This is a genomic window from Tenacibaculum holothuriorum (assembly GCF_002120225.1).
Taxonomy (GTDB): Bacteria; Bacteroidota; Bacteroidia; order Flavobacteriales; family Flavobacteriaceae; genus Polaribacter; species Polaribacter holothuriorum.
Genome location: NZ_LAPZ01000007.1, coordinates 127,274 through 150,554 on the forward strand (window position 1 = coordinate 127,274; position 23,281 = coordinate 150,554).

Consider the following 23,281-nt stretch of genomic DNA (forward strand, 5'->3'; position numbering starts at 1 on the left):
TGCAGTTTAGTTTTCAGAGTTTTATAATTATTTTAATAGAAAACGAAAATGAAAACAAAACTACTTTTCTTACTAACAATGTTGTTGAGCATAACATTGTTTTCTCAAACAATTAACATTCCCGATTCAAATTTTGAACAAGCTCTAATTGATCTTGGTTTAGATACGAATGGGAAAAACGGAAACATTCTGCAAACTGATGCAGAAAAAATTATCACTTTATCAATAATTGAGAAAAATATTTCTGATTTAACTGGTATAGAAGCGATGATAAATTTAGAAAAATTAGAAGCTGGGTCTAATAGTATTACTACAGTAAACATAACTGCAAATACTAAATTGAAGGAAGTTTTTGTAGATAGAAACCAGCTAACTAGTATTGATGTTTCTAATAACACAGATTTAGTAAGATTGGGAGTAATGTATAATCAGATAGCAGCAATAGATATTTCTAACTTAACTAAGTTAACACATTTGTTTGTGCATGAAAATAAGTTGACAACTTTAAATGTTACTAATAGCCCTAATTTAATTTGGTTATACGCCTACTCTAATGAATTAACTTCAATTACTACAGGAACACAAGCAAGCCTAGAGCGATTTTATGCTTGGTCTAATAAGCTAACTGCTATAGATCTTAGCTCAATGTCTAATTTAAAAAGAGTAGTGGTAACTGATAATCAGTTAACAGCTGTAGATGCTAGTAATAGCCCAGATTTAGAATGGTTTACAATAGCAAATAATCAGGTAACTTCTGTTGATTTTTCTTCCAATCTTAAATTAATTTCTATTTGGATGTGGAATAACAAAGTATCTAGTATAGATGTTACAATGTTACCAGATTTAGAGCATTTAAGAATGACAGATAATCAAACTACAAGTATAGATTTAAGTAATAATACAAAACTTAAAACTTTTGAAGCTCAAAATAATGGATTAATAGCTTTAGACTTATCAAATAATACAGGGTTAGAATATATCTTTATTGGAAATAATCAATTACCAACTTTTAATGCATCAATTTTTCCTAGTCTAAAGAAGATCGGTGTTGATAATACTGGCATTAGTAGTTTAAATCTTTCAAATGCGCCAAATTTAGAGGAGGTTTTTGCTTCAGCAAATAGCATTACTAATATAGACTTATCTAATAACTCAAAAATGACTCGCTTGGTATTAGGAGGAAACTCAGGATTAACTACTATTGATGTAAGTAATATGAATACTTTACAAGAATTAAGAGTTGATAACACAGAAGTAACTGAGATAGATTTAGGAAATAATACCGATTTAAAACAGTTGTTTGTAAATGATAACTCGAGTTTAACAAAAATCAATTTAAACAATGGAAATAATGGTAAAATTACTGAACTAAATTTTGGTAATACTCCAAATTTAAATTGTGTTCAGGTAGATAATGTAGCATACGCAACTTCTAATTGGACAACTATTGGTAATGCAAGCTCGTTTAATAATGATTGTGGATATAATGAAGTAGATTTAGTGACAATACCAGATGTGAAATTTGAACAAGCATTAATAGACTTAGGAAAAGATACGAACGGTTTAGGAGGTACATTACTTTTGTCTGACGCTCAGAGTATTGATAGTTTAAAAGTATCTAAAAAAGAAATTGAAAACTTTACTGGAATAGAAACTTTTAATAATTTAATTTACATCAATTTTTCTGAAAATTTAATGCCTTCTATTAATTTATCTAATAATTCAAAGCTAAACAGAGTAGGAGGAACTTCTTGTTCAAACTTAACAACTGTTACTTTAGGAAACAACCCAGATTTGGTTAGGTTAAATTTAAATTTTAATAACAAATTAACAGATTTAGATATTTCGGGGTGTACTAATTTAGATTGGATGCAAGCAGGCTTGAGTAACTTATCGTCAATAGATTTGTCTAACAATATAAATTTAAAAAGTTTGCATTTAGGATATAGTAAAATCACATCTATTGATTTGTCTAACAATTCTAAATTAACCGAATTTTATATCCCTGATAATAGTTTAGCATCAATAGATGTATCAAATTTAACCGAATTATTACATTTAGATGTTAGCGGTAATAATATTGAAACATTAGATGCTTCGATGAACACGAAAATAATTTCAATAGGAGCTGGTAAAAATAATTTAAATGAAAATCGCTTTTTATGCAATTCTAATATCGAACATTTACGTTTAGAAGAGAATTCATTTGCTAATTTTAATGCTACAACTTATTCAAAAATTAAAACTTTAAATTTAAATAAACAAAAAATAGATTTAACAACCTTAAATTTAAATGGAATAACATCTTTAGAGCTTTTATATTTATGGGATAATGAGTTAGGAACAATAGATGTAAGTCAGTTATTAAACTTAAAAGAATTAGGAGTTAGTGATAGTAATTTTAATGCTTTAGATGTAACTAACAACACAAATTTGCAAAAACTTTGGGCTATAAATAATAACCTTTCTACATTAGATTTTAGTAATAATATTAACCTTACAGAGCTATATATAAGAGCTAATAACTTAAACGATTTAAATCTAAGCCAAAACAATAAGTTATCAACTTTAGAACTGTCTGAAAATCCAACTATAGAGCTAAATTTAGGTTCTCAACCAATAAAGACACTTTTAGCTAAGGATATGCCTAATTTGACAAAAATTAACCTAGCTAACGGAGGTAATAAAAACATTGCATCAATTGAACTAAATAATAATCCTAAACTCACTTGTGTACAAGTCGATGATGTTTCTTATGCTACAAATAATTGGACAAATGTAGATAATTCTTCTATTTTTAATATTGATTGTGGTTATACAACTCCAGAAATAGTAAACATTCCTGATGTGAATATGAAAAACGCATTATTAGCAGATAATCAAATTAATACAAATGGAGATGGCGAAATACAAGTATATGAAGCTGAAGCTATAAATGCTGATATTGATAAAGGAGAAAATTTAGGAATTACAGACTTAACAGGAATTGAAGCTTTTATAAATATTACAGGTTTAAATATTAAAGGAAACAATTTAACTACTGTTGATTTATCTAAAAACACAAAATTAAAATGGATAAATGTTGAGGGTAATAGTTTAACTGATTTAGATTTAAGTAATAATGTTCTTATAGAAAGAATTTATGCTTCAGATAATGAATTAACGTCATTAAATGTAGCGGGATTATCTAAGCTAGAAAGAGTTTATGCCGCAAAAAATAAATTAACTTCAATAGATGTTTCTAGTAACTCTAATCTAAAAGTTTTGTGGTTGCATGAAAATAATTTTTCGTCAATAGATGTTTCATCAAATACTTTATTAGAGCAGATTAATTTAGACTTGAATAATGAAGTTTCAAGCGTTGATTTTTCTAATAATTTAAAGTTATGGAGAGTACATTTATGGCAAAATAAGTTGACAACAATAGATGTTTCAATGTTAACAGAATTGTCGAGGCTATATCTTTCAGCAAATCAATTAACAAATTTAGATATTAGCAAAAACACAAAACTTACAGATTTAAGAGCTGGAGAAAATGCTATTAGTACGTTAGATGTATCAAACAATCCTCTATTAACGAGGATAGATATGAATAAGAGTAGTTTAACCTCAATAGATGTATCTAAAAACACGTCATTAAAGCAATTGTGGTTAAATGAAAACCAGATAACAGGCGTTGATGTTTCAAAAAATAATTTGTTAGAAGAGTTGATATTGAATGATAATAAAATTATAAACATTGATATTTCTAATAACAACAAGTTGAAAAAACTTCATTTACAGAATAATGAGTTAGAAAGAGCGTATTTAATCAATGAAGCAAATGCTTTAATTACTGATTTCGACATAAGAAATAACGCAAATCTTGAATGTGTTGCTGTAGATGATGCTACTTGGTCTACTAACAATTGGACTCAAAAAGATAATCAAACTAGTTATAATGAAGATTGTTCTTCAATTTGGGAAGTGTATACTACAGATTCAAATTTAGAAGACGCTATTGCTAATGCTGCTGGTGTAGATTCGGATGGAGATGGAGTAATTACCTACGAAGAAGCTCAAAATTTTACAGGAGATTTAGATTTAAGTGGTAAAAACATTACAGACATAACAGGTTTAGAAGCGTTTACCAATGCTAAGAGTATTAATATTTCAGGAAATAGTATAACAGATATTAGTAGTTTACTTAATGGATCTACGGTTGTAGTAGCATCGAGAGGTAAAAAGCAAAAGAAAGAAATAGCAAGACAAGAGTTTACTGGTTTAGAGACATTAGATGTAAGTAATAATGAAATTGAAAGTATAGATATTAGTGAGTTAAAATCATTAAATACATTAACTACGTTGAATGTTTCAAATAACAAACTTAACTACTTAAGTATTAGTAATGGACATAATATTATTCTAACTACATTTAATGCTACAGGAAATTCGAGTTTAGGTTGTATTCAAGTTGATGATGTAGACAAAGCAAACAATAATAACGGATGGACAAAAGATAACACTGCAGATTATAACCTTGTTTGTGAAAGAAGTTTATCTACAGAAGAGTTAATAGATGTTAAAGATTCAATATTAATTTATCCAAATCCAGTTTCTGATATTTTAAAGATTGATATTAAAAATCAAGTTGAAGTAAAAGAAATTCGTTTATATAATATTGTAGGAAAACTAATATTTAAAACAAAATCTGTATTAGAAATTAATACAAGTAACTTCTCTAAAGGAATGTATTTATTAAGGGTTTCAACTAATAAAGGAGAGTTACAAAGAAAAATAATTAAGAATTAAGATAATTGTTAACTTGGTTTATGATAAAGAATGATTTACATTAATTTGTAAGTCATTCTTTTTATTTTCCTAACAAACGTTTTGCTGCGTTAAAAGGAGTGGTTTTACTTTCTTTTAGCTTTTTTATTTCACTATCTAGTAAATTTTTAATGTCTGGATTGTTATAAAAATTATCCTTTAATTGTTGGTTGATAGTTTCCAGTAACCAATATTTATTTTGCTGATTCCTTTTTTCATTAAAAAAACCAGATTTTTTAGCATCAGTAATATAGGTATCTATCATCGAAAAGATATTGTCTATTCCTTTATGTTGTAATGCACTAGCTACTAAAACTTTTGGAACCCATCCATTTTCTTTTGGAGGATAAAGATGTAAGGCTCGATTAAATTCAACTTTGGCAATTTTTGCATTTTTAGCATTATCACCATCAGCTTTATTAATAACAATAGCGTCTGCCATTTCTATAATTCCTCGTTTAATTCCTTGAAGTTCATCACCAGCTCCTGCCAATTTTAACAGTAAAAAGAAGTCCACCATAGAATGAACAGCAGTTTCACTTTGTCCTACACCAACAGTTTCAATAATAATGGTATCAAAACCAGCTGCTTCGCATAAAATAATAGTTTCCCGAGTTTTTTGAGCGACACCACCAAGTGAAGTTCCAGAAGGAGAAGGGCGAATAAACGCATTTTCATCGGTCACCAATTGTTCCATTCGAGTTTTATCACCTAAAATACTTCCTTTATTAACCGAGCTACTTGGGTCAACCGCTAAAACGGCTACTTTTTTACCAAGAGAAGTAAGGTGTTTTCCAAAAGATTCAATAAAAGTACTTTTACCAACTCCAGGAACACCAGTAATTCCGATTCTAACAGATTTATTTGCATAGGGTAAACAGGCTTCTAAAATTTCATTTGCTTTTTTTTGATGTTTAGCGTTTGTGCTTTCTACTAGCGTAATAGCTTTACTTAAAAAGGTAATGTTTCCTTTTAAAATTTGTGTAACATATTCAGAAGTAGGAGTTTGTTTCCTACGCTTTAGTTGAATTTTTTTTGCAGAAGTTTTACTGGTAGTTTCTGGTTGAGAAACCCCATCTTTTTCGGTAAGTGCAGACTTGTTTTTTTTGCTCATTCTAACAGTAAAAATAAAAGAAATTATTTATAAGAGATTAAATTAAAATGCTAAGTTTTTTTAGTTTATCTCTGTACGATATATTTGCATCTTTAAAATAAAAATTACTATGCAATTTAGTTATATCAAAAAGGAATTACTTTTCTTCATTTTTTTTATTCCAGTTTATATTTTTTCACAAACTCTTTTTGAGAGTAAGAATATTTATAAGAAACAAAAAGAGCAAAAGATTGTTCTTTATTCAAAGGCAGTAGATATAGATGGAGATGGAGATAAAGACATTATTAGTAGTTCTAGTTATAATGGGCAAAAATTGGTTTGGCATGAAAATCTTAATGGGAAAGGAAATTTTGGTTTACCGATTTATATTGAAGATACTCATGGGGCTATAGCAATAGAAAAAATCTTGGTAGCTGATTTTGATGGAGATAATGATTTAGATATTCTAAGTGTAAGTCGTTCCTATATTATTTTACATATAAATTCAAACGGAAATTATGATACCTCTAAAAAAATATACGGAGTATCATATAGTTACCTTATAACACCTTCGCTTGTTGAGGTTTACGATTTAGATGGCGATGGTGATAAAGATATTATACACTCTACTAGTATGTTTAAAAACATTGGACAAAATAATTTTGAAACTACTGGAATAGGAAGTGCATCGCTCTTAACTAATCAAAAAATAAGGAAATTATTACCAATAAATATTGATAATGATGAAGATATTGAACTTTTAGTAATCTCAGTTGGAGATGATAATGTTTATAAAGTATCTATATTAGACAAAATAAATTCTAGTGCTTTTTATAATGAAATAAAAACGTTAGTTACAGCTTCAGAAGAAATTACCTCTATTACAGTAGCTGATATTTACCCCGATTCGTATTTAGATATTTGTTATACAGTTAATAGAACTAATTCCAATCATTTTTGGATTAAGAATATAGATAATACTTTAACTTTTGAAGATAGTAAAGAATTATCTATTCATGATGGACAAATGCGAGATGTGTTTTTTTTAGATATGAATGGAGATAATGCTCCAGATTTAGTTGGTAATAGAGGAGTTGGTTATGGAATTATGTGGATGAAAAACGATGGAGAAGGTAACTTTATAGATAATAATGCTGGAGATAACTCTGTTTTTTTAGACCGAATAGTAACAGAAGATATAGAAGTAGTTGATACTTCAGATATTAATAATGATGGAAAACTAGACTTTATATTATCTTCTTCTAAAGATGACGAAGGTTTATTTGGTTGGTATAAAGGTTTGGGAGATGAGAAGTTTAGTAATATGAATATTATATCCAAAAAAGGTAATATAGCTTCAGAGTTTATAGTTGTTGATATAGATAATGACGGTGATATGGATACTTTTAATGGTCCTGTTGGAGATTACATTTATTTGCACGAAAATATAAACGGAAAATTAGCAAGACATCAAATAGAAGTAGGAGATTTTGATCGTAGCTCTTATTATCGAATTGGAGATTTAAATAATGATAATAATCCTGATTTAGTATGTAAAACAAAAAATGGAATAGTTTGGCTTAAGAAAGAGCAAAACAAATTGTTGTTTAATGATAAAAAAACAATAACCTCAGATTATTATAGAAATGATTTAGTTTTAGCAGATATTAATAATGATAACCAACTTGATGTAATAACAATACAAAATTGGTATAAAAATATTAATAAAGGAGAAGGTTTTGAGAAGCAATCAACTTTTAAATCTTTAGATGGATTAGATGTTTTTAAAATAGTAGTTTCTGACATCGATTTAGATAAAGACCTCGATATTATAATTGGTTCTAGTAATGGAAAAACTTATGGATCATCAAGTAAAAACTTAATAGGTTTCTATGAAAACACAGACGGAAAAGGAACTTTTAGTGATTTACAAGTTATTTTAGAATTATCTCAATCGGAATCAATAGGTAGTTTTACTGTGGGAGACATAGATAATGATGAAGATGAGGATATAGCTATAGGTTTTAAACCTAATCACATAAAAGTATTAGAAAATAAAGACGGTGACTTTTCTACTGTAGTTGACGATAAAGAGTATCCAAACCTTTACGGTATTTTTTTCATAGATATTGATAATGATAATAAGAAAGATTTATTAGTAGATTCGAATAATAGACTAGAAAAATCATTGTGGTACAAGAATAAAGGTGATAAAACATTTGAAAGTGGAGAAACAATGATTTTATCTAATAATGCTTGGCACAATGGTATTGCAACAATAGCAGATATTAATAATGATGGTGCAACAGATATTTTATTTAGATATTTTTCCTCAATTACTTATTTGCAATACACTTGGGGTATAAATTCAGAAGGAACGTTATCTATTGATGATAATGTTTCTGAATCCTTACTAAATAATAGAGTTAAAGTATTTCCTAATCCTGTAGAAGATTTTTTAAGTATAGAATCTAAGTTAAACATCAAAAGTATTGAAATATTTAATAGTCTAGGTCAAAAGAAAAAAGAAGTAAATAATAAAAAAATAATAAGTTTTAGAGGTTTAAATCAAGGGATTTATTTTGTTAAACTAAAATCAGAAGATGGTTCAGAAATCACAAAAACTATTATAAAACAATAAGAAGTTTTATTTATTTGAAAAATAAAAAAAGCATCAATTCAACAAGAATTGATGCTTTTTTTATATTATTATAAAATTTATGAAGATAAAAAATAAATATTTTTTGTAAAAATGCAACGTAGTTAAAAATACATCGTATTTAAGGCAAGAGATCTAAAATGAAATCAACCAAACAACTACATCGATCTGTAATAGAGGCTTGTAAAAAAAACGATGCCAAAGCACAAATGCAATTGTACGATTTGTATTGTGAAGCTATGTATACAGTTGCGTTGCGATACGTAAAAGATTCTTTTGTTGCTGAAGATGTGATGCAAGAAGCATTTATTAAAGCCTTTAAAAGCATAGAGTTTTACAGAGAAGAAGTAGCGTTTGGGGCTTGGTTAAAGAAGATAACTATTAATCAAAGTATAGATTGGTTAAAAAAGAAGAAATTATCATTAGTATCTATTAATGAAGAAATAACTTCAATTGTAGACGAAGGTGATTGGAATGTAGTTCCTAGTATTACTTATGAAGAAATCGTAAAAACCATTCAGCAATTAAAAGAAAAATACCGATTGGTACTTACACTGTTCTTGTTAGAAGGGTATGATCATAAAGAAATTTCACAAATATTAGGAATTACTGAAGTTACCTCTCGCACACACTTAATGAGAGGGAAAAAGTTAGTACAGGAAGAATTAAAAGCATTAAAACATGCCTAAAGATATTAGAGAAATATTAGATAAAAAAGTTGAAAATAAGGCAAACTTATCGATGAATCATCGTGAGCGTTTTCAGCATAAACTACAAACTGAATTACATTTAAAACCTAAAGAGAAGCAAAGTTTTAGATGGATGTATGTAGCAGCATCAATAGTCTTATTGGTTTCATTAGTAATTAGGTTTTATCCAACAGAAAATACCATAATAGAAGCACCAACACCAATAGTCGATTTAAATGAAGATACCAATACTCAAATTAGTTTAGGTACTATTTCACCAGAATTAAAAACCATTGAAGCCTATTATACAAATTCTATTAACTATGAATTGAGTCAATTAGAGTTGACAGATGAAAACAAAGAATTATTCGATGGCTATCTAAATAAATTAAAAGAATTAACCCAAGAATATAAATCGTTAACCAAAGAGCTCAATACAAAAGGAGTTAACGATAATACTATCAATGCATTGATTGGAAACCTGCAATTACGTTTACAATTACTAAAACGTATGCAAAAACAATTACATGAATTTAAAAATCCAACTCAAAATGAAATGCAATCCGTTTAAACTAACAGCTGTAGCATTGTTATTTTCTAGCATGCTATTAGCACAAAAAGTAGAAAAAAAATATAACGAAAAGTTTTACACAAATAAAGATGTAGAAATCAATATTAATGCAAGTAATGCAGATATTGAAGTAACAACATGGAATAAAAATGAAGTTGAAGTAAATGCCTATATAGAAGTTGAAGGGCTAGAAAAAGATGAGGCAGAAAAGTATTTGGAAAACTGGAATTTTGAAGCGTTAGGAAATAAAAAAACAGTGAAAATAAACGCAAGCAGTAATCAATTTCATGCTTTCGGAAAAGATAATTTTGTGTTTTTTAACTCAAATAATAATTTACCAGAAACAATAGGTTTTGGTAAAGAGTTAGATGAAGATGTAATAGTTATAGCAGAGGATGGGTTACCAGAAATACTAATTCCTGATATAGATTTTGATGCTTTAATCACTCCGGCATTAGATAATCTTGATTTTGACTTTGACAAATACGACGAAGATGGAGATAATTATTTTATTCAGTGGAAAGATGGAGTTAATGATATAACCATTAAATCTAAAGAAGAATGGGAAAAATTTAAAAAAACTAAAGAGTATAAAAAGTATAAAAAAGAAAAAGCGAAACGAAAAAAAGAATTAGCAAAACAGCTAAGAGAATTAAAAAAGAAAAAGATAGATAAAAAAGAAATAAAAAAAGCTTTAGCAAAGGCAAGAATAGAAATAAAAAAACTTGATAAGGAAAAGATTAGAAAGGATATCGCTAAAGCTAGAAAAGCGTTAAAAAATACACGTTTCAACTATTATTTTTCTAGTGATAATAATTTTACAATCAATGATAAAAAAGTAAAAATAACCAAGAAGATTAAAATTAGAGTACCTAAGAATGCTACTTTTAATTTAAATACTCGTCATTGTAAAGTAAAGTTACCAAAAACCAAAGCGGTAGGTAAAGTTTCTTACGGAAGCTTTAACGCAGACGAACTAAATGGAGGAAACTTGAAAATAATAGGATCTCCAGTAACTATTCAAACATTAAATGCTTGTACGTTGTTTTTAAACAACGTACAAGATGCTAAAATAACTTCAGCATCAAATATGATTCTAAATAGTAATTCATCTGTAATCAAGATTGATAATCTTATAGAGAATTCTGAAGTTGTAGATGATTTTGGAGAATTGAGAATAGAGAATGTCAATAGGGACTATAAAAAACTTTTCATAAACTTAAATTCTTCTGTGGCAAAAATTAAATTTAATGGGCTTAAAAAAATACTAAAAGCTAGTTTTAATAAAGAAGGGTTTAGTAAATATTTAACCAAAAAGCCTACAATGTTTTATGGAGAGAATAGAATATCATCTACAGGGAATTTTAATATTACCACAGAAGATAATAGCATAAAAATAAAGGGGAAATATAGTAAAATTGATATTGAAAAATGATAAGAAAAATACTATTCATAATAATATGCTTTTTTTCAGTTTATGCATTTTCCCAAGAAGCTTTTGATAAAAACACAATTATAGGAACTTCATGCTTTTATTCAGGAAGGCAAACAAAAATTATCTTACAGTTTGAAAGATTGATTAAAAATAAAAATGAAAAGGAAATAAGAAAAAAACTATTCTCATCGAAAAAAGAAGAGAGATTATTATCAGCTAAAATATTAGGTTTCTTAGCTTCTAAAAAATCAATAACACTATCTAAAGAAGAAGAAATTCAACAAAATAACATAAAAAACTCAAATGATGAGGTTTTTATCTGTTCAGGTTGCTCCTTTATCAACAAAGTTAAAACGAAAGACTTTTTCTCACCAACATTAAAAAATAATCAAGTATTGTTAGAATCTTGGTTACACATAAAACTAGAAAACTTTTAACTAATAAATAGCATAAAAGTGCCTATATTTACCATTCGAAATTAGTCATTTTTTTCAATGGAATTATACAAAGAAAATCAACTTAAAATATACAATTCGCTATCAAAAAGTAAAGAAGTTTTTGTACCTGTAACCGAAGGTAGAGTAGGAATGTATGTTTGTGGTCCAACCGTGTATAGTAATGTACACTTAGGTAACGTACGTACATTTATGTCTTTCGATATGGTATTTCGTTACTTAAAACATTTAGACTACAAAGTTCGCTATGTTCGAAATATTACTGATGCAGGTCATTTAGAAGATGATGCAGATGAAGATAAAATTGCTAAAAAAGCTCGTTTAGAGCAATTAGAACCAATGGAAGTTGTACAGCGTTATACAGTAGATTTTCATGAGGTTACTAAATTATACAATTTCTTACCACCAAGTATTGAGCCTACTGCAACTGGGCATATTGTTGAGCAAATTGAAATGATTAAAGAAATCATGGAAAAAGGTTTTGCTTACGAAGTAAATGGTTCGGTGTATTTCGATGTATTAAAATACAATGAAGATCATAACTACGGAATTTTATCGGGTAGAACTATTGAAGATGCTATCAACAATACACGAACTTTAGACGGACAATCAGATAAAAAGAATCCACAAGATTTTGCACTTTGGAAAAAAGCCGATGAGCGTCATATCATGCGTTGGCCTTCTCCTTGGAGTGACGGTTTCCCTGGTTGGCATTTAGAATGTTCAGTAATGAGTTCTAAGTACTTAGGAGAACAATTTGATATTCATGGTGGTGGAATGGATTTAAAATTTCCACATCACGAGTGTGAAATTGCACAATCTCATACATGCTCAGGTGTGCAGCCAGTAAATTATTGGATGCATGCTAATATGCTTTTGTTGAATAGTCAAAAAATGTCTAAATCGACAGGAAATCATATTTTACCTGGAGAAATCTTAACAGGAGAGAATAAAATTTTAAGCAAAGCATTTTCGGCAGGAGTTGTTCGTTTCTTTATAATGCAAGCACATTACCGTAGTATTTTAGATTTTTCTAATGATGCACTATTGGCTTCAGAAAAAGGATATAATAAACTAATGGAAGCTCTTAAAACATTAAAAACTGTAGTTGCTGATTCATCTTCAGGTTTTGATGTTAAAGAATGGAAGCAGAAGTGTTATGATGCTATGAATGACGATTTTAATACACCAATATTAATATCTCATTTATTCGAAGCTGTTAAATTCATTAATTTATTAAGAGATAAAAAAGCAAAAGTTTCAGAAGAAGATTTAAAAGATTTACAAGAAACACTTAATGCTTTTGTATTTGAAGTTTTAGGTTTATTAGACGAAGAAAAACAACAAGGTTCAGATAAAGTTGATGGAGTTGTAGAGTTGTTAATTAAACTTAGAAAAGAAGCAAGAGACAATAAAGATTGGGCATTGTCAGATCAAATTCGTGATGAGTTATTAGCTTTAGGTATTCAGTTAAAAGACGGTAGAGAAGGCACTACTTTTACAATAAACTAATTGAAAAAGATATTAGCATATCCGTTTATTTTATTGGTTCGTTTTTATCAAACGGCAATATCTCCTTTTACACCAGCAACGTGTAGATATACACCAACTTGCTCACATTATGCAATTGAAGCATTACAAAAACACGGACTTTTTTATGGTGGATGGTTAGCTACAAAACGTATTTTTAGCTGTCATCCTTGGGGAGGAAGTGGTTATGACCCTGTACCAGACAAAAAAGAAATAAAAAATCATAAAAATTAACTAATTAAATGAATTATTTATCAATAATATGGGATCCTTCAATAGGAATAGATTTAGGCTTTTTTACCATTCGTTGGTATAGTTTAATGTTTGTAATAGCCTTTGTATTAGGATTACATTTAATGAAGAAAATTTATATAAATGATGGTATAAATCCAGATAAATTGGATCCGTTATTTATGTACGTATTTGTTTCTATGTTAATAGGAATGCGTTTAGGAGAAGTTTTTTTCTATAACTGGGGTTATTATCAAAATAATTTATTAGAGATTATTTTACCATTTAAAAAGCAAGTAGGAGCAGAGGCTCTTTTTGGAATAATAAAAGGATGGAAGTTTACAGGTTTTACAGGTTTTGCTAGCCATGGGGCAGCAATTGCTATTCCAATAGCTTTGTATTTCTATGCTAAAAAACATTTACAAAAATCATGGTTGTTTATCTTAGATAGAATGGGGATTATGGTTGCTTTAGCAGGATTTTTTATCCGATTTGGAAACTTTTTTAATTCAGAAATCTATGGAAAACCAACGGGTAGTTCTTTCGGAGTGATTTTTAAAGGAGCTGGGGAAACGGTTCCGCGCCATCCAACACAATTATACGAAGCATTTAGTTATTTAATACTATTCTTTGCATTGTGGTATTTTTATTGGAAAACAGATAAGAAAAAACAAGAAGGTTTTTTATTCGGGTTGTTTATGATAGTTCTTTGGGGATTACGTTTAACCATAGAATATTTAAAAGAACCACAGGTTGAAGGAAGAGAAGATATTCTTTTAGGATTAAATACTGGTCAATTATTAAGTATTCCGTTAATCTTAATAGGTGTTTGGTTGATGATTAGAAAATCACCAAGTGCAAAATAAAAGAAAAGCTCTTAGTTTAACTAAGAGCTTTTCTTTTATTGCAGACCTTCAATTTTTATATTGAAATTCCAATCATGTTCATGCCATAAATCAGCTTTGTTCAAGTTATTATTAAATCTTTTATGTGAAGTGCTAGTATAACCACCATTAAAACAAAACCCAGATGATTTATTAGTGTTTCCTGAACTCGAAGCTGTTATTCCTAGTTTTTGACCATCAATTAAATACCATTGAAAAATATACTTTTCATTTTTTTTAAAGAAAAGTTTTTTACTTTCTAAATCAAAAGGAATAAATCCACCATTAAAATTACTTGATACTTCAGTAATAGTGGTAGCTATAATTTCTTCATTAGTATTTCTAATGTTTAATTTAATTTTTACTGGTTGATTATAAAGATTGTCGTTGCTATCATATCTAAACCCTTCACGTAAATGAATACTGAATGAAGTTGGACTTAGGTCTTTTTCAAGGATAATTGCTTGACCAGTTCCAACATTTCTATCATAAGGTATAATACCAGTAACAAAATCTCTATCATCTCCTCCGAACCATTTCCAAGCGTTCATCTCATTACATGTACGCATAAAGCTTTCATCCATATGAGAAATCTTAACGTTATATGTACGTTTTATTCCTGATTGTGATGTGACAGTAATAGCTACATCTGAAGAGAAATCAGAAATGTTTATTGGATTTAAAGTAGCTTTTTCAGAAATAAAGATGGTAGTATTTAAATTTGATAAATTAACATATGGAGGTATTCTTTGAGTAATTATGTTTTTATTATTATCAATAGTTGCTTTTGTTGTAAAATTATTACTATTTATTTGAAACTCTAAAATATAATTATCATTACATGTTTTTTTTGTGATAAGAACAGTGTAAGTGTTTTTTTGTCCATTTTCAGCTGTTATAGTAAAGTTTATAGGTTTAGTTAAAGAAGTTATTTGTTGCGGGTCAGGAGATATAGAAGCTTTATGAGGAATTTGTATATCTAGAGTTATATCTTCTAAGTCGAAATCACAATCAACTTCACCAATAATAGAGTTTCCTTCAATAGTAAAGTTTTTAGAAAAGCTTCCTTTATTCATGGTAAATGAAAGTATTTGATTATTTTCATTCAGTTGAATACCGTTTTTGGTACAAGAGAAACTAAGAGATAATATCAATATGGAAAGATAAGTGATTAGAGTATTAAAATTATTTTTCATAACAAGAATTTAAATGTTTATTTTTTGAGGTAAAAATAGGATTAAAAACTCATACTCGTTTTAAAGTTTAAAACTCTGCCTGTCATAAAATTAGGAATTCCGTATTGTCTTTTACTATATGCATCTCGAACCCAAGTGTTAGTGTTAGAGTTTTTAATATCAAAAATGTTGAATAATTCTAAACCTACAGTAAATTCTTTAAAGTGTTGTAAAAATTTACTTGTAGGTGTTTTATTGGCATCAACAAAAATATATGAGAGTCCTAAATCTGCACGTTTATAGTCATTTAAACGATTTTGGAACTCATAAACATCAGAATATGCTGGTGCTCCACCTGGTAAACCAGTATTGTAAACAATATTTAAATAAGCTTTTAAATCTGGTAAATTAGGAACATAATCTTGAAAAAGTACACCGAACTTTAAACGTTGATCTGTGGGCCTTGCTATATAACCACGATTGTTGATATTTTCTTCAGTTTTTAAATATCCAAAACTCACCCAACTATCATTTCCTGGAACAAATTCTCCATTTAAACGAATATCTAATCCGTAAGCGTAAGCTTCAGTAACATTATCTGCTCTATAACGAACCCTTACATTATCTACTGAATAGGCATTTACGTTTGATAAATCTTTATAATATAATTCGGTAGTTAGTTTAAAAGGTCGTTCCCAAAGTGTAAAACTATAATCGTTACCAGCAACTATATGAATTGATTTTTGCGCTTTTACCTCAGGATGAATTTTACCATCAAAATCTCTTAACTCTTTATAAAAAGGAGGTTGAGAATACCATCCTCCTGAAAGTCTGAAAAGCATGTCGCTATTCCAGTCTGGTTTAATAGCGAATTGAGCTCTTGGGCTAAAAGTTGTATGACTTTTAGATGAGGTAATATTGTCTGAAACTGTCCAATGATGAGTTCTTACACCAAGATTTAACCATATCTCGTTATCATTCCAATTTGTTTTTCTACTGAATTGTAAAAATCCAGAAAGACGGTTAATGTCTACATTATTTCGAGCATCTACTTTTTGAAAAGGTTCTATAGGACCTGTAAAAGGCTCATATGGTTGATTATTTCCTGTATGATGAGGCGGACGAATAGAAAAACCTAACGAATCGATTACTTCCCATTCTTTAATTCGGTCTTTAATATTTTCTTTTTGATATTTAACTCCAGCTCGCCATTCATTTTTTCCATCTTTCAATGTAGCTCTTAACTGTACATTACTAATTAAGGCATCTAAATCGTTACGAGCATGATTTACTTGCGAACCAATTCCTTGAGCGAATTGAACTTCACCAAAACTTTCAGAACCAATATTACCATCAACTTCACCTAATGCATAAGCAGCAGCGATGTCAAAATATTCTTGCTCTTGCGTGTTAAACGAAGATACAGTTCCTGTAAGCTTTAAATTTTCATTTACTTGATATTCCGCAGAAAATGCTCCGAACAATGTTTTAAATTGGTCTTCTTCTTGCCCTTGATAAAAAACAATCAATTCTAACGGATTTGCAACTGTACCAAAACGAGTTCGCCTTGTTAGAGGTTTATAGTTATAATCGTTTAAAGAAAAGTTTCCTAAAAAGTTTAAGGTTAACTTTTCGTTTGCTTTATAACTTAAAAATGTTTGTACATCGGTAAATTTAGGTCTAAAATTAACTTCGGTTTGTTTGCTATTTACAAAAAGGCTGTTGTCTCTATATCGAACTCCTAAAATAGCACTCAGTTTATTGTTTAAAAAAGTATCTTCTACAGTAATTCCTCCACCTAATAAGCTTAAATCAATACGAGCTCCGAATTCTTTAGGCTTTCTGTAAGTAATATCTAAAACAGAAGAAAGTTTGTCTCCGTATTTTGCTTGAAATCCACCAGCAGAAAACTTAATATTCTGAATCATATGTGTGTTTATAAAGCTTAATCCTTCTTGCTGACCAGAACGGATTAAAAAAGGACGGTAAACTTCAATACCATTTACATATACCAAGTTTTCATCAAAATTTCCACCGCGAACATTGTACTGTGTACTTAATTCGTTGTTGTTGCTAACTCCTGGTAAAGTCATTAACACATTTTCAACACCTGAATTGGCACCTACTAAGGTATTTACCTTTTTAGTTTCTATTTTAGTAATTCCTTGTGCTTCGTTTTTTTGATTTTTTACAATAACCTCTTCTAACTCTTGCGTCTTGAAAGTTAACGTAGGAGAGAAGTTAAAAACTCTACTTCCTCTGGCTGTGAATTTTTTACTAATAGTTTTATAGGAAACGTGTGTAAATGTAACCGAAACCGTTTTTCTTACAGGAATAGTAAATTGATATTCACCATTTTTATTCGTAGTTGTTCCGTCTTTTAAGTAAGTAATTGCTACTCCTTCAATAGGTTGGTTATACTTGTTTATAATTTTACCTTTTACTGTGGCTGTTTTTTGCGCAAAAACTAGCGCAGGAAATAACAATAGTATAAGTAGTTTTCTCAAAATAAATACAGTGATGAATTAGTTACTTTCTAAAAAACGTAGCAGAAATGGTTTTGGTATTCCCTACATTATCAGAAACTACAAGTTTAAAAAGATGTTTGCTACCTACCAACTTTTTGTCATTAAAATCGTAAGTAAGAATTCCTTTTTTATGATTATATTCCATTAAAACCCAGTCACCATCAATGGTAGCAACATAATCATTAATGCCAGATTGTTTGTCTTTAATTTTTACTTTCAATGCAGAAAGTTTAGAAACCCATTGCTTATTTTTAAAGTTAACTAAATAGGCAGTAGGTGGAATAGAATCGTATTTTAAAGTATAACTACCTAAGCTTTTGGTAGTAGTAAAGACTTTATTTTCTTTTTTACGTGTTGATGTGTATCTCGGATATTTTTTACGAGTAACATTGGCAATATATACTTGTTTTTTTTGTTGAGAATTTAAATGATCGGTAAAAAATGTTAGCGTATATCTTTTGTTTAGAGGTATTGTAGGTTCATGAATTTTAGCAATACCATTATCTATTGAAAAATCTAAAAAACAATCTTCGTAAAAAGTATTTTTAGGAAAAGCAATAGTTACATTTTTCTGTTGAAACTTATTAAATTCTTTGTGCTTAATTTTATATGCTGTGGTATCAATTTTTTTTAAAAGAGTATTGCTTGCTACACCTTGTACAGGAATTTTTATAGAAGCAGTATTGTTCACAAAATCTTTAGCGATGATTTCAATATTGTAATTGTAACCATTTTCAATGTCAATTTTTCCGTTATTAATTAAATCTTCATAAATGCTAAGCTTATTGGCTTTTACTTTATGCGTTTTTTGAATTCTACTTCTGTATTTAGCATAGTGAGGATAATCAATTAGTAAGTTAATGTATTTACTTTCAGGGAAAGAAAAAGTTTCTAAATCATGATAATACACGCGATTACCATTTATTTTCATTTCTAAACTATATACACCGTTTTTATTAAGAGCATCATCTAAACGATCAAAAACATTTACCCCAAAACCAATAGTACCACTTGCAGAAATTCTATTAGCAATGTATTTACCACTGCCTAAATTTTTAATTTCTAAATCGGTTTTTTGAGCTGTATTATTTATACGAGCATCTTCAGAAAGCGGATAAACCATTAATTTTCTAAAAATAGGAACTTTAGTATCTGAAGGTTTTAAACCAAATAACATTGGGTTTATGATATGTTCGGTTTCAGTATCTCTAATTTCATAGTGTAGGTGAGGACCTCCAGAACTTCCGCTATCTCCTGTATATCCTAAAAGTTGCCCTTTTTTAATAGGAAATTTTTCAGGGTTTGGAAAAATATTACCAGTACTATATTTCTTCTTTTTGTATTGAATCTTTTTGATATAAGCTTGAACTTCTGGAGCATATTTTTTTAAATGTGCATACACAGTTGTATATCCATTAGGATGATTCATATACAAAGCTTTTCCAAAACCATATTGAGAAACTTTTAGTCGAGAAATATATCCATCAGCTGGAGCATAAATAGGAATTCCTTGTTTACCTAAGGTTTTTATATCAACTCCAGAGTGAAAATGATTACTGCGCAATTCCCCAAAAGTTCCCGAAAGAATAATCGGAATTTTTAAAGGAGCCGAAAAATAGTGTTTAGGATATTGTTTCTGCGCAATTACAGCGCAACAAAAAAAAGTCATTAAAAATGAAATAAATACTCTCAATCTGCAACGGTTTATAACAAAAATACTAAAAAAATAACCAAAGATTTAGTAGGTTAATACTAAGGGAGTTAGTAAAAATGAGTGAAATTTTTGTGAATGTAGTTTGAGATTAATAACTTTGTGAAAATAGTTATATTCTCAAAAAGTACATGAGTAAGACCTTAGAAGCAATTCATTTACTGGAAGATAGGTTGCAAAAACTACTGGTAAATTATGAGTTTTTAAAAGAAGAAAACGAGGTTTTACTTAACAGTAATGCTAAATTGCAATACTTATTACAAGAGAAACAATCGGAATTAGAAGCAAAAGAAGAAGAATATAAATTGTTGAAAATTGCGAAAACTATAGAGGGCAGTAACGAAAATACACGAGAAACAAAACTCAAAATAAATGCTTTAATTCGAGAGATAGATAAATGTATTACACTCTTGAATTCGTAAAATAAGTTCTTTACATGGCAAAACTAAAAGTTAATGTTGTTATAGCTGGTAGAACATATCCTTTAACTGTGCAAAATACTGAAGAGGAAGAAGGAATGCGTAAGGCAGCAAAACAAATTAATGAATTAATTGCTAAATTTGAACAAAATTATGCTGTGTCCGATAAGCAAGATGTATTAGCAATGTGTGCATTACAATTTGCATCAAAACAGCAAATAAACAAGATATTTAGTTCAAACGAAGAAGAAAAAGCATTACAACAAATAAACAAATTAACAAGCTTATTAGATAAGCATTTGTAAGTTCTTTAAAATAAAAATTTTAATATACTGCCTACATTAGTACATTGTTTAATAAACTCAACGCTATACAATTAAAAAGGATGAGTCTTGGTTAGTAAAGCATGCCGATTTTATTCGGATCCTTGATCAGCCAGTTAGTCCTAAACCTGTTTTTCAGGAGTTTATAAGACCCTACTGATGTAGGCTTTTTTTATACAATTAATCAAAATTATGGAAGGATATGTATTTCCTGCATTAGCAGGAATTATTGGTTTAGTAATAGGTTTTCTTATTGCTAAAATGTTAGAAAAATCGAAGGCGAATAAATTAATACAAGAAACAGAAAAAGAAGCTAAGAATATTCTTAAAGAAGCAAAAGTTGAGGCTGATGCAATTAAGAAAGACAAGATATTTCAAGCAAAAGAAAAGTTTATAGAACTTAAGTCTGAGCATGAAAAAGTAATTTTAGCTCGTGAAAAGAAAGTTTCTGATGTAGAAAAAAGAGTTAGAGATAAAGAAAGTCAGGTTTCTTCAGAGTTAGATAAAAACAAAAAATTGAATCGCTCTCTTGAAAAGAAAGAGGCAGATTTCGATTATAAATTAGAGTTCTTAGACAAAAAAGAATCTGAAATAGAAAAGCTTCACAAACGTCATGTAGATATGTTAGAGCAAATCTCAGGTTTATCTGCAGACGAAGCGAAAACAGAGCTTGTAGCGTCTTTAAAAGATGAAGCAAAAGCAGATGCAATGTCGTTTATTCAAGACACTGTTGAAGAGGCTAAAATGACCGCACAGCAAGAAGCTCGTAAAGTTGTTTTAAATACCATTCAAAGAGTAGGAGTAGAGCAAGCAGTAGAAAACTGTGTGTCTGTTTTCAACTTAGAGTCAGATGATGTAAAAGGTAGAATTATTGGTAGGGAAGGGCGTAATATTCGTGCTTTAGAAGCTGCTACTGGAGTAGAGATTATTGTTGATGATACTCCTGAAGCAATTATCTTATCGTGTTTCGATCCTGTTCGTCGTGAAATTGCTCGTTTATCGATGCATAAATTAGTTACCGACGGAAGAATTCATCCAGCAAGAATTGAAGAAGTTGTTCGTAAAACTGAAAAGCAAATCAATCAAGAAATTATTGAAGTTGGTAAGCGTACAGTTATCGATTTAGGAATTCATGGTTTGCATCCTGAATTAATTAAAACAGTAGGTCGTATGAAGTATCGTTCTTCTTACGGACAAAACTTATTACAGCACTCTCGTGAAGTAGCAAACTTATGTGGTATTATGGCTGCTGAAATGGGCTTAAATGCTAAAGCTGCTAAAAGAGCTGGTTTATTACACGATATAGGTAAAGTACCAGAAACAGAAAGTGAGTTGCCACACGCATTATTAGGTATGCAATGGGCAGAGAAGTATGGTGAAAAGCCAAATGTATGTAATGCAATTGGAGCTCACCACGATGAAATAGAAATGAAGAGTTTAATTGCTCCGATAGTACAGGTTTGTGATGCAATTTCTGGGGCAAGACCAGGAGCTCGTCGTCAAGTTTTAGATAGTTATATTCAACGTTTAAAAGATTTAGAAGATATTGCTTTTGGATTTAACGGTGTGCAAAAAGCATATGCTATTCAAGCTGGACGTGAATTGCGTGTAATGGTTGAAAGTGCTAAAGTAAATGATACGAAGGCAGCGGAATTATCTTTCAATATTTCTCAAAAAATACAAAATGATATGACTTATCCAGGTCAAGTTAAAGTAACTGTTATTAGAGAAACTAGAGCTGTAAATGTAGCTAAGTAAGAGTTTGCTTTTTAATAAATACATAAAAAATCCGATGAAAATTTCATCGGATTTTTTTATGATTACCTTCTATTTTTATTTCTACCTTTTTCTTTTTTTATATCTTTTTTAAAGTAAAGATTGTCGTCATTGTATCTATCAATCTTTTTTGGCTTTCTTCTCTTTAAAACTTTACTTCTCTTACCAATTTTTGCATTCGGAACTGCTCTATAGTAGTAGAAGTTATTATCTTCTTTAAACTGTCTGTAATTTCTTCTAAAATCTCTTCTATAAAAATATACATCGTCATAATCGCAAACATCTCCAATATTAATGTCAATATCAATTCCTACATTGTCGTTGTAATATACATCATCTTCACAATAATCGTTAAACTTTACATTTCCAAAGAATCTTGGGTTTCCCCAACGGTCGTAACGAATTTTTAAATTTCCTACTCGAGTCATTTGTCCGAATCTATAATCGATGTAAACACTACCAATTCGTTTTACGTTTCCTCTAGAATCGTAATTAATAAACGAATTTCCTACACGTCTAACACGACCTCTAAAATCACGTTCAATCCTAACACCTCTATTTACACGAGTTCTACGTCCGTTATAGTCGTAATATCTAGTAGAATTAGGATGTGTATTAAAATCGAAGTCTCCATTTAAGAAAACGTGGAATTTTACACCTCTTTCTACAAATGAGATTACATCATCATAACGATAATTAACCCCAATTTTGCTAGTTGATTTGTGATTTGTGCTTGCAAAACTTCCTGTTGCAAATGTCATTAAGCCTAATAATAATAGTACACCTTTTTTCATAATTGCTAAATTTTAGGGTTTATTGCTTACTCTGTATGCTTTTCAGCTTCCGCATTTGTGTATCAATTTTCAAATTGCGTGCCAAAAAAGATGAAAAATCATAACTAATTGTTAGTCAGTTGTTTATTTTTTTATTGATAAGAAAGTAGATAAAATTTATAATTCGCCGTAAAATGTTCTATATTTATGCGACATACTT

The 23,281-nt window shown here is 29.3% G+C and carries 17 protein-coding genes and 1 other RNA gene; 13 read left to right on the forward strand and 5 right to left on the reverse strand.

Going from position 1 to position 23,281, the window contains the following annotated elements; genetic code table 11:
- The first annotated feature begins 48 nt into the window (after window positions 1-48).
- Entirely contained in the window at window positions 49-4,791 is a 4,743-nt protein-coding gene (locus WH52_RS09800; RefSeq protein WP_086030769.1) for a T9SS type A sorting domain-containing protein, read from the forward strand.
- 61 nt (window positions 4,792-4,852) lie between these two features.
- Here WH52_RS09800 and meaB read toward each other — a convergent pair whose 3' ends face one another.
- Window positions 4,853-5,923: a methylmalonyl Co-A mutase-associated GTPase MeaB gene (gene meaB / locus WH52_RS09805; protein WP_086030770.1), complete on the reverse strand. Its 1,071-nt coding sequence runs from the start codon at window positions 5,921-5,923 to the stop codon at window positions 4,853-4,855.
- A 109-nt stretch (window positions 5,924-6,032) separates the two neighbouring features.
- Here meaB and WH52_RS09810 point away from each other — a divergent pair, with 109 nt between their 5' ends.
- From WH52_RS09810 to lgt, 8 genes are all read left to right on the forward strand, one after another.
- Complete coding sequence (locus WH52_RS09810; RefSeq protein ID WP_086030771.1) at window positions 6,033-8,543, forward strand: FG-GAP-like repeat-containing protein; 2,511 nt, start codon at window positions 6,033-6,035, stop codon at window positions 8,541-8,543.
- 158 nt (window positions 8,544-8,701) lie between these two features.
- On the forward strand, window positions 8,702-9,250 hold the full coding sequence (locus WH52_RS09815; protein WP_086030772.1) for an RNA polymerase sigma factor: 549 nt from the start codon (window positions 8,702-8,704) through the stop codon (window positions 9,248-9,250).
- Window positions 9,243-9,821 (forward strand): hypothetical protein, encoded by a 579-nt coding sequence (locus WH52_RS09820; protein WP_086030773.1) that lies wholly within the window; start codon window positions 9,243-9,245, stop codon window positions 9,819-9,821. The genes WH52_RS09815 and WH52_RS09820 overlap by 8 nt, the downstream gene beginning before the upstream one ends.
- The gene (locus WH52_RS09825; protein WP_086030774.1) at window positions 9,778-11,256 is read left to right on the forward strand and encodes a hypothetical protein; all 1,479 of its coding nucleotides are present in this window, start codon (window positions 9,778-9,780) and stop codon (window positions 11,254-11,256) included. Before WH52_RS09820 ends, WH52_RS09825 begins: the two co-directional genes overlap by 44 nt.
- Window positions 11,253-11,693 (forward strand): hypothetical protein, encoded by a 441-nt coding sequence (locus tag WH52_RS09830; protein WP_143592132.1) that lies wholly within the window; start codon window positions 11,253-11,255, stop codon window positions 11,691-11,693. Before WH52_RS09825 ends, WH52_RS09830 begins: the two co-directional genes overlap by 4 nt.
- Window positions 11,694-11,750: 57 nt before the next feature.
- Window positions 11,751-13,223, forward strand: a complete 1,473-nt coding sequence (gene cysS, locus WH52_RS09835; RefSeq protein ID WP_086030776.1) for a cysteine--tRNA ligase — start codon at window positions 11,751-11,753, stop codon at window positions 13,221-13,223.
- Entirely contained in the window at window positions 13,224-13,475 is a 252-nt protein-coding gene (yidD, locus tag WH52_RS09840; protein WP_086030777.1) for a membrane protein insertion efficiency factor YidD, read from the forward strand.
- 8 nt (window positions 13,476-13,483) lie between these two features.
- The gene (gene lgt / locus WH52_RS09845) at window positions 13,484-14,338 is read left to right on the forward strand and encodes a prolipoprotein diacylglyceryl transferase (protein ID WP_086030778.1); all 855 of its coding nucleotides are present in this window, start codon (window positions 13,484-13,486) and stop codon (window positions 14,336-14,338) included.
- Between the two features lie 35 nt (window positions 14,339-14,373).
- Here lgt and WH52_RS09850 read toward each other — a convergent pair whose 3' ends face one another.
- Genes WH52_RS09850 through WH52_RS09860 form a run of 3 tightly spaced genes read right to left on the reverse strand, consistent with a single transcriptional unit; the run spans window position 14,374 to window position 19,752 of the window.
- On the reverse strand, window positions 14,374-15,552 hold the full coding sequence (locus tag WH52_RS09850; protein ID WP_143592134.1) for a DUF5018 domain-containing protein: 1,179 nt from the start codon (window positions 15,550-15,552) through the stop codon (window positions 14,374-14,376).
- 41 nt (window positions 15,553-15,593) lie between these two features.
- Window positions 15,594-18,038: a TonB-dependent receptor gene (locus WH52_RS09855; protein ID WP_086030780.1), complete on the reverse strand. Its 2,445-nt coding sequence runs from the start codon at window positions 18,036-18,038 to the stop codon at window positions 15,594-15,596.
- Window positions 18,039-18,060: 22 nt separating this feature from the next.
- Window positions 18,061-19,752 carry a M23 family metallopeptidase gene (locus WH52_RS09860; protein WP_233131544.1) on the reverse strand — a complete coding sequence of 564 codons (1,692 nt, stop codon included), beginning with the start codon at window positions 19,750-19,752 and terminating at the stop codon, window positions 18,061-18,063.
- A 149-nt stretch (window positions 19,753-19,901) separates the two neighbouring features.
- On the opposite strand from WH52_RS09860, the gene WH52_RS09865 reads away from it, so the two are divergent.
- From WH52_RS09865 to rny, 4 genes are all read left to right on the forward strand, one after another.
- Window positions 19,902-20,192, forward strand: coding sequence for a hypothetical protein (locus WH52_RS09865; protein ID WP_086030782.1), 291 nt, complete (start codon window positions 19,902-19,904; stop codon window positions 20,190-20,192).
- Between the two features lie 14 nt (window positions 20,193-20,206).
- Window positions 20,207-20,494: a cell division protein ZapA gene (locus tag WH52_RS09870; protein ID WP_086030783.1), complete on the forward strand. Its 288-nt coding sequence runs from the start codon at window positions 20,207-20,209 to the stop codon at window positions 20,492-20,494.
- Between the two features lie 55 nt (window positions 20,495-20,549).
- Window positions 20,550-20,657, forward strand: a non-coding RNA gene (gene ssrS, locus WH52_RS09875) — 6S RNA.
- A gap of 47 nt (window positions 20,658-20,704) precedes the next feature.
- A complete protein-coding gene (gene rny / locus WH52_RS09880) occupies window positions 20,705-22,270 on the forward strand; it encodes a ribonuclease Y (protein WP_086030784.1) in 1,566 nt (521 codons plus the stop codon).
- Between the two features lie 62 nt (window positions 22,271-22,332).
- Here rny and WH52_RS09885 read toward each other — a convergent pair whose 3' ends face one another.
- Window positions 22,333-23,082 carry a hypothetical protein gene (locus WH52_RS09885; RefSeq protein WP_086030785.1) on the reverse strand — a complete coding sequence of 250 codons (750 nt, stop codon included), beginning with the start codon at window positions 23,080-23,082 and terminating at the stop codon, window positions 22,333-22,335.
- Between the last annotated feature and the right edge of the window lie 199 nt (window positions 23,083-23,281).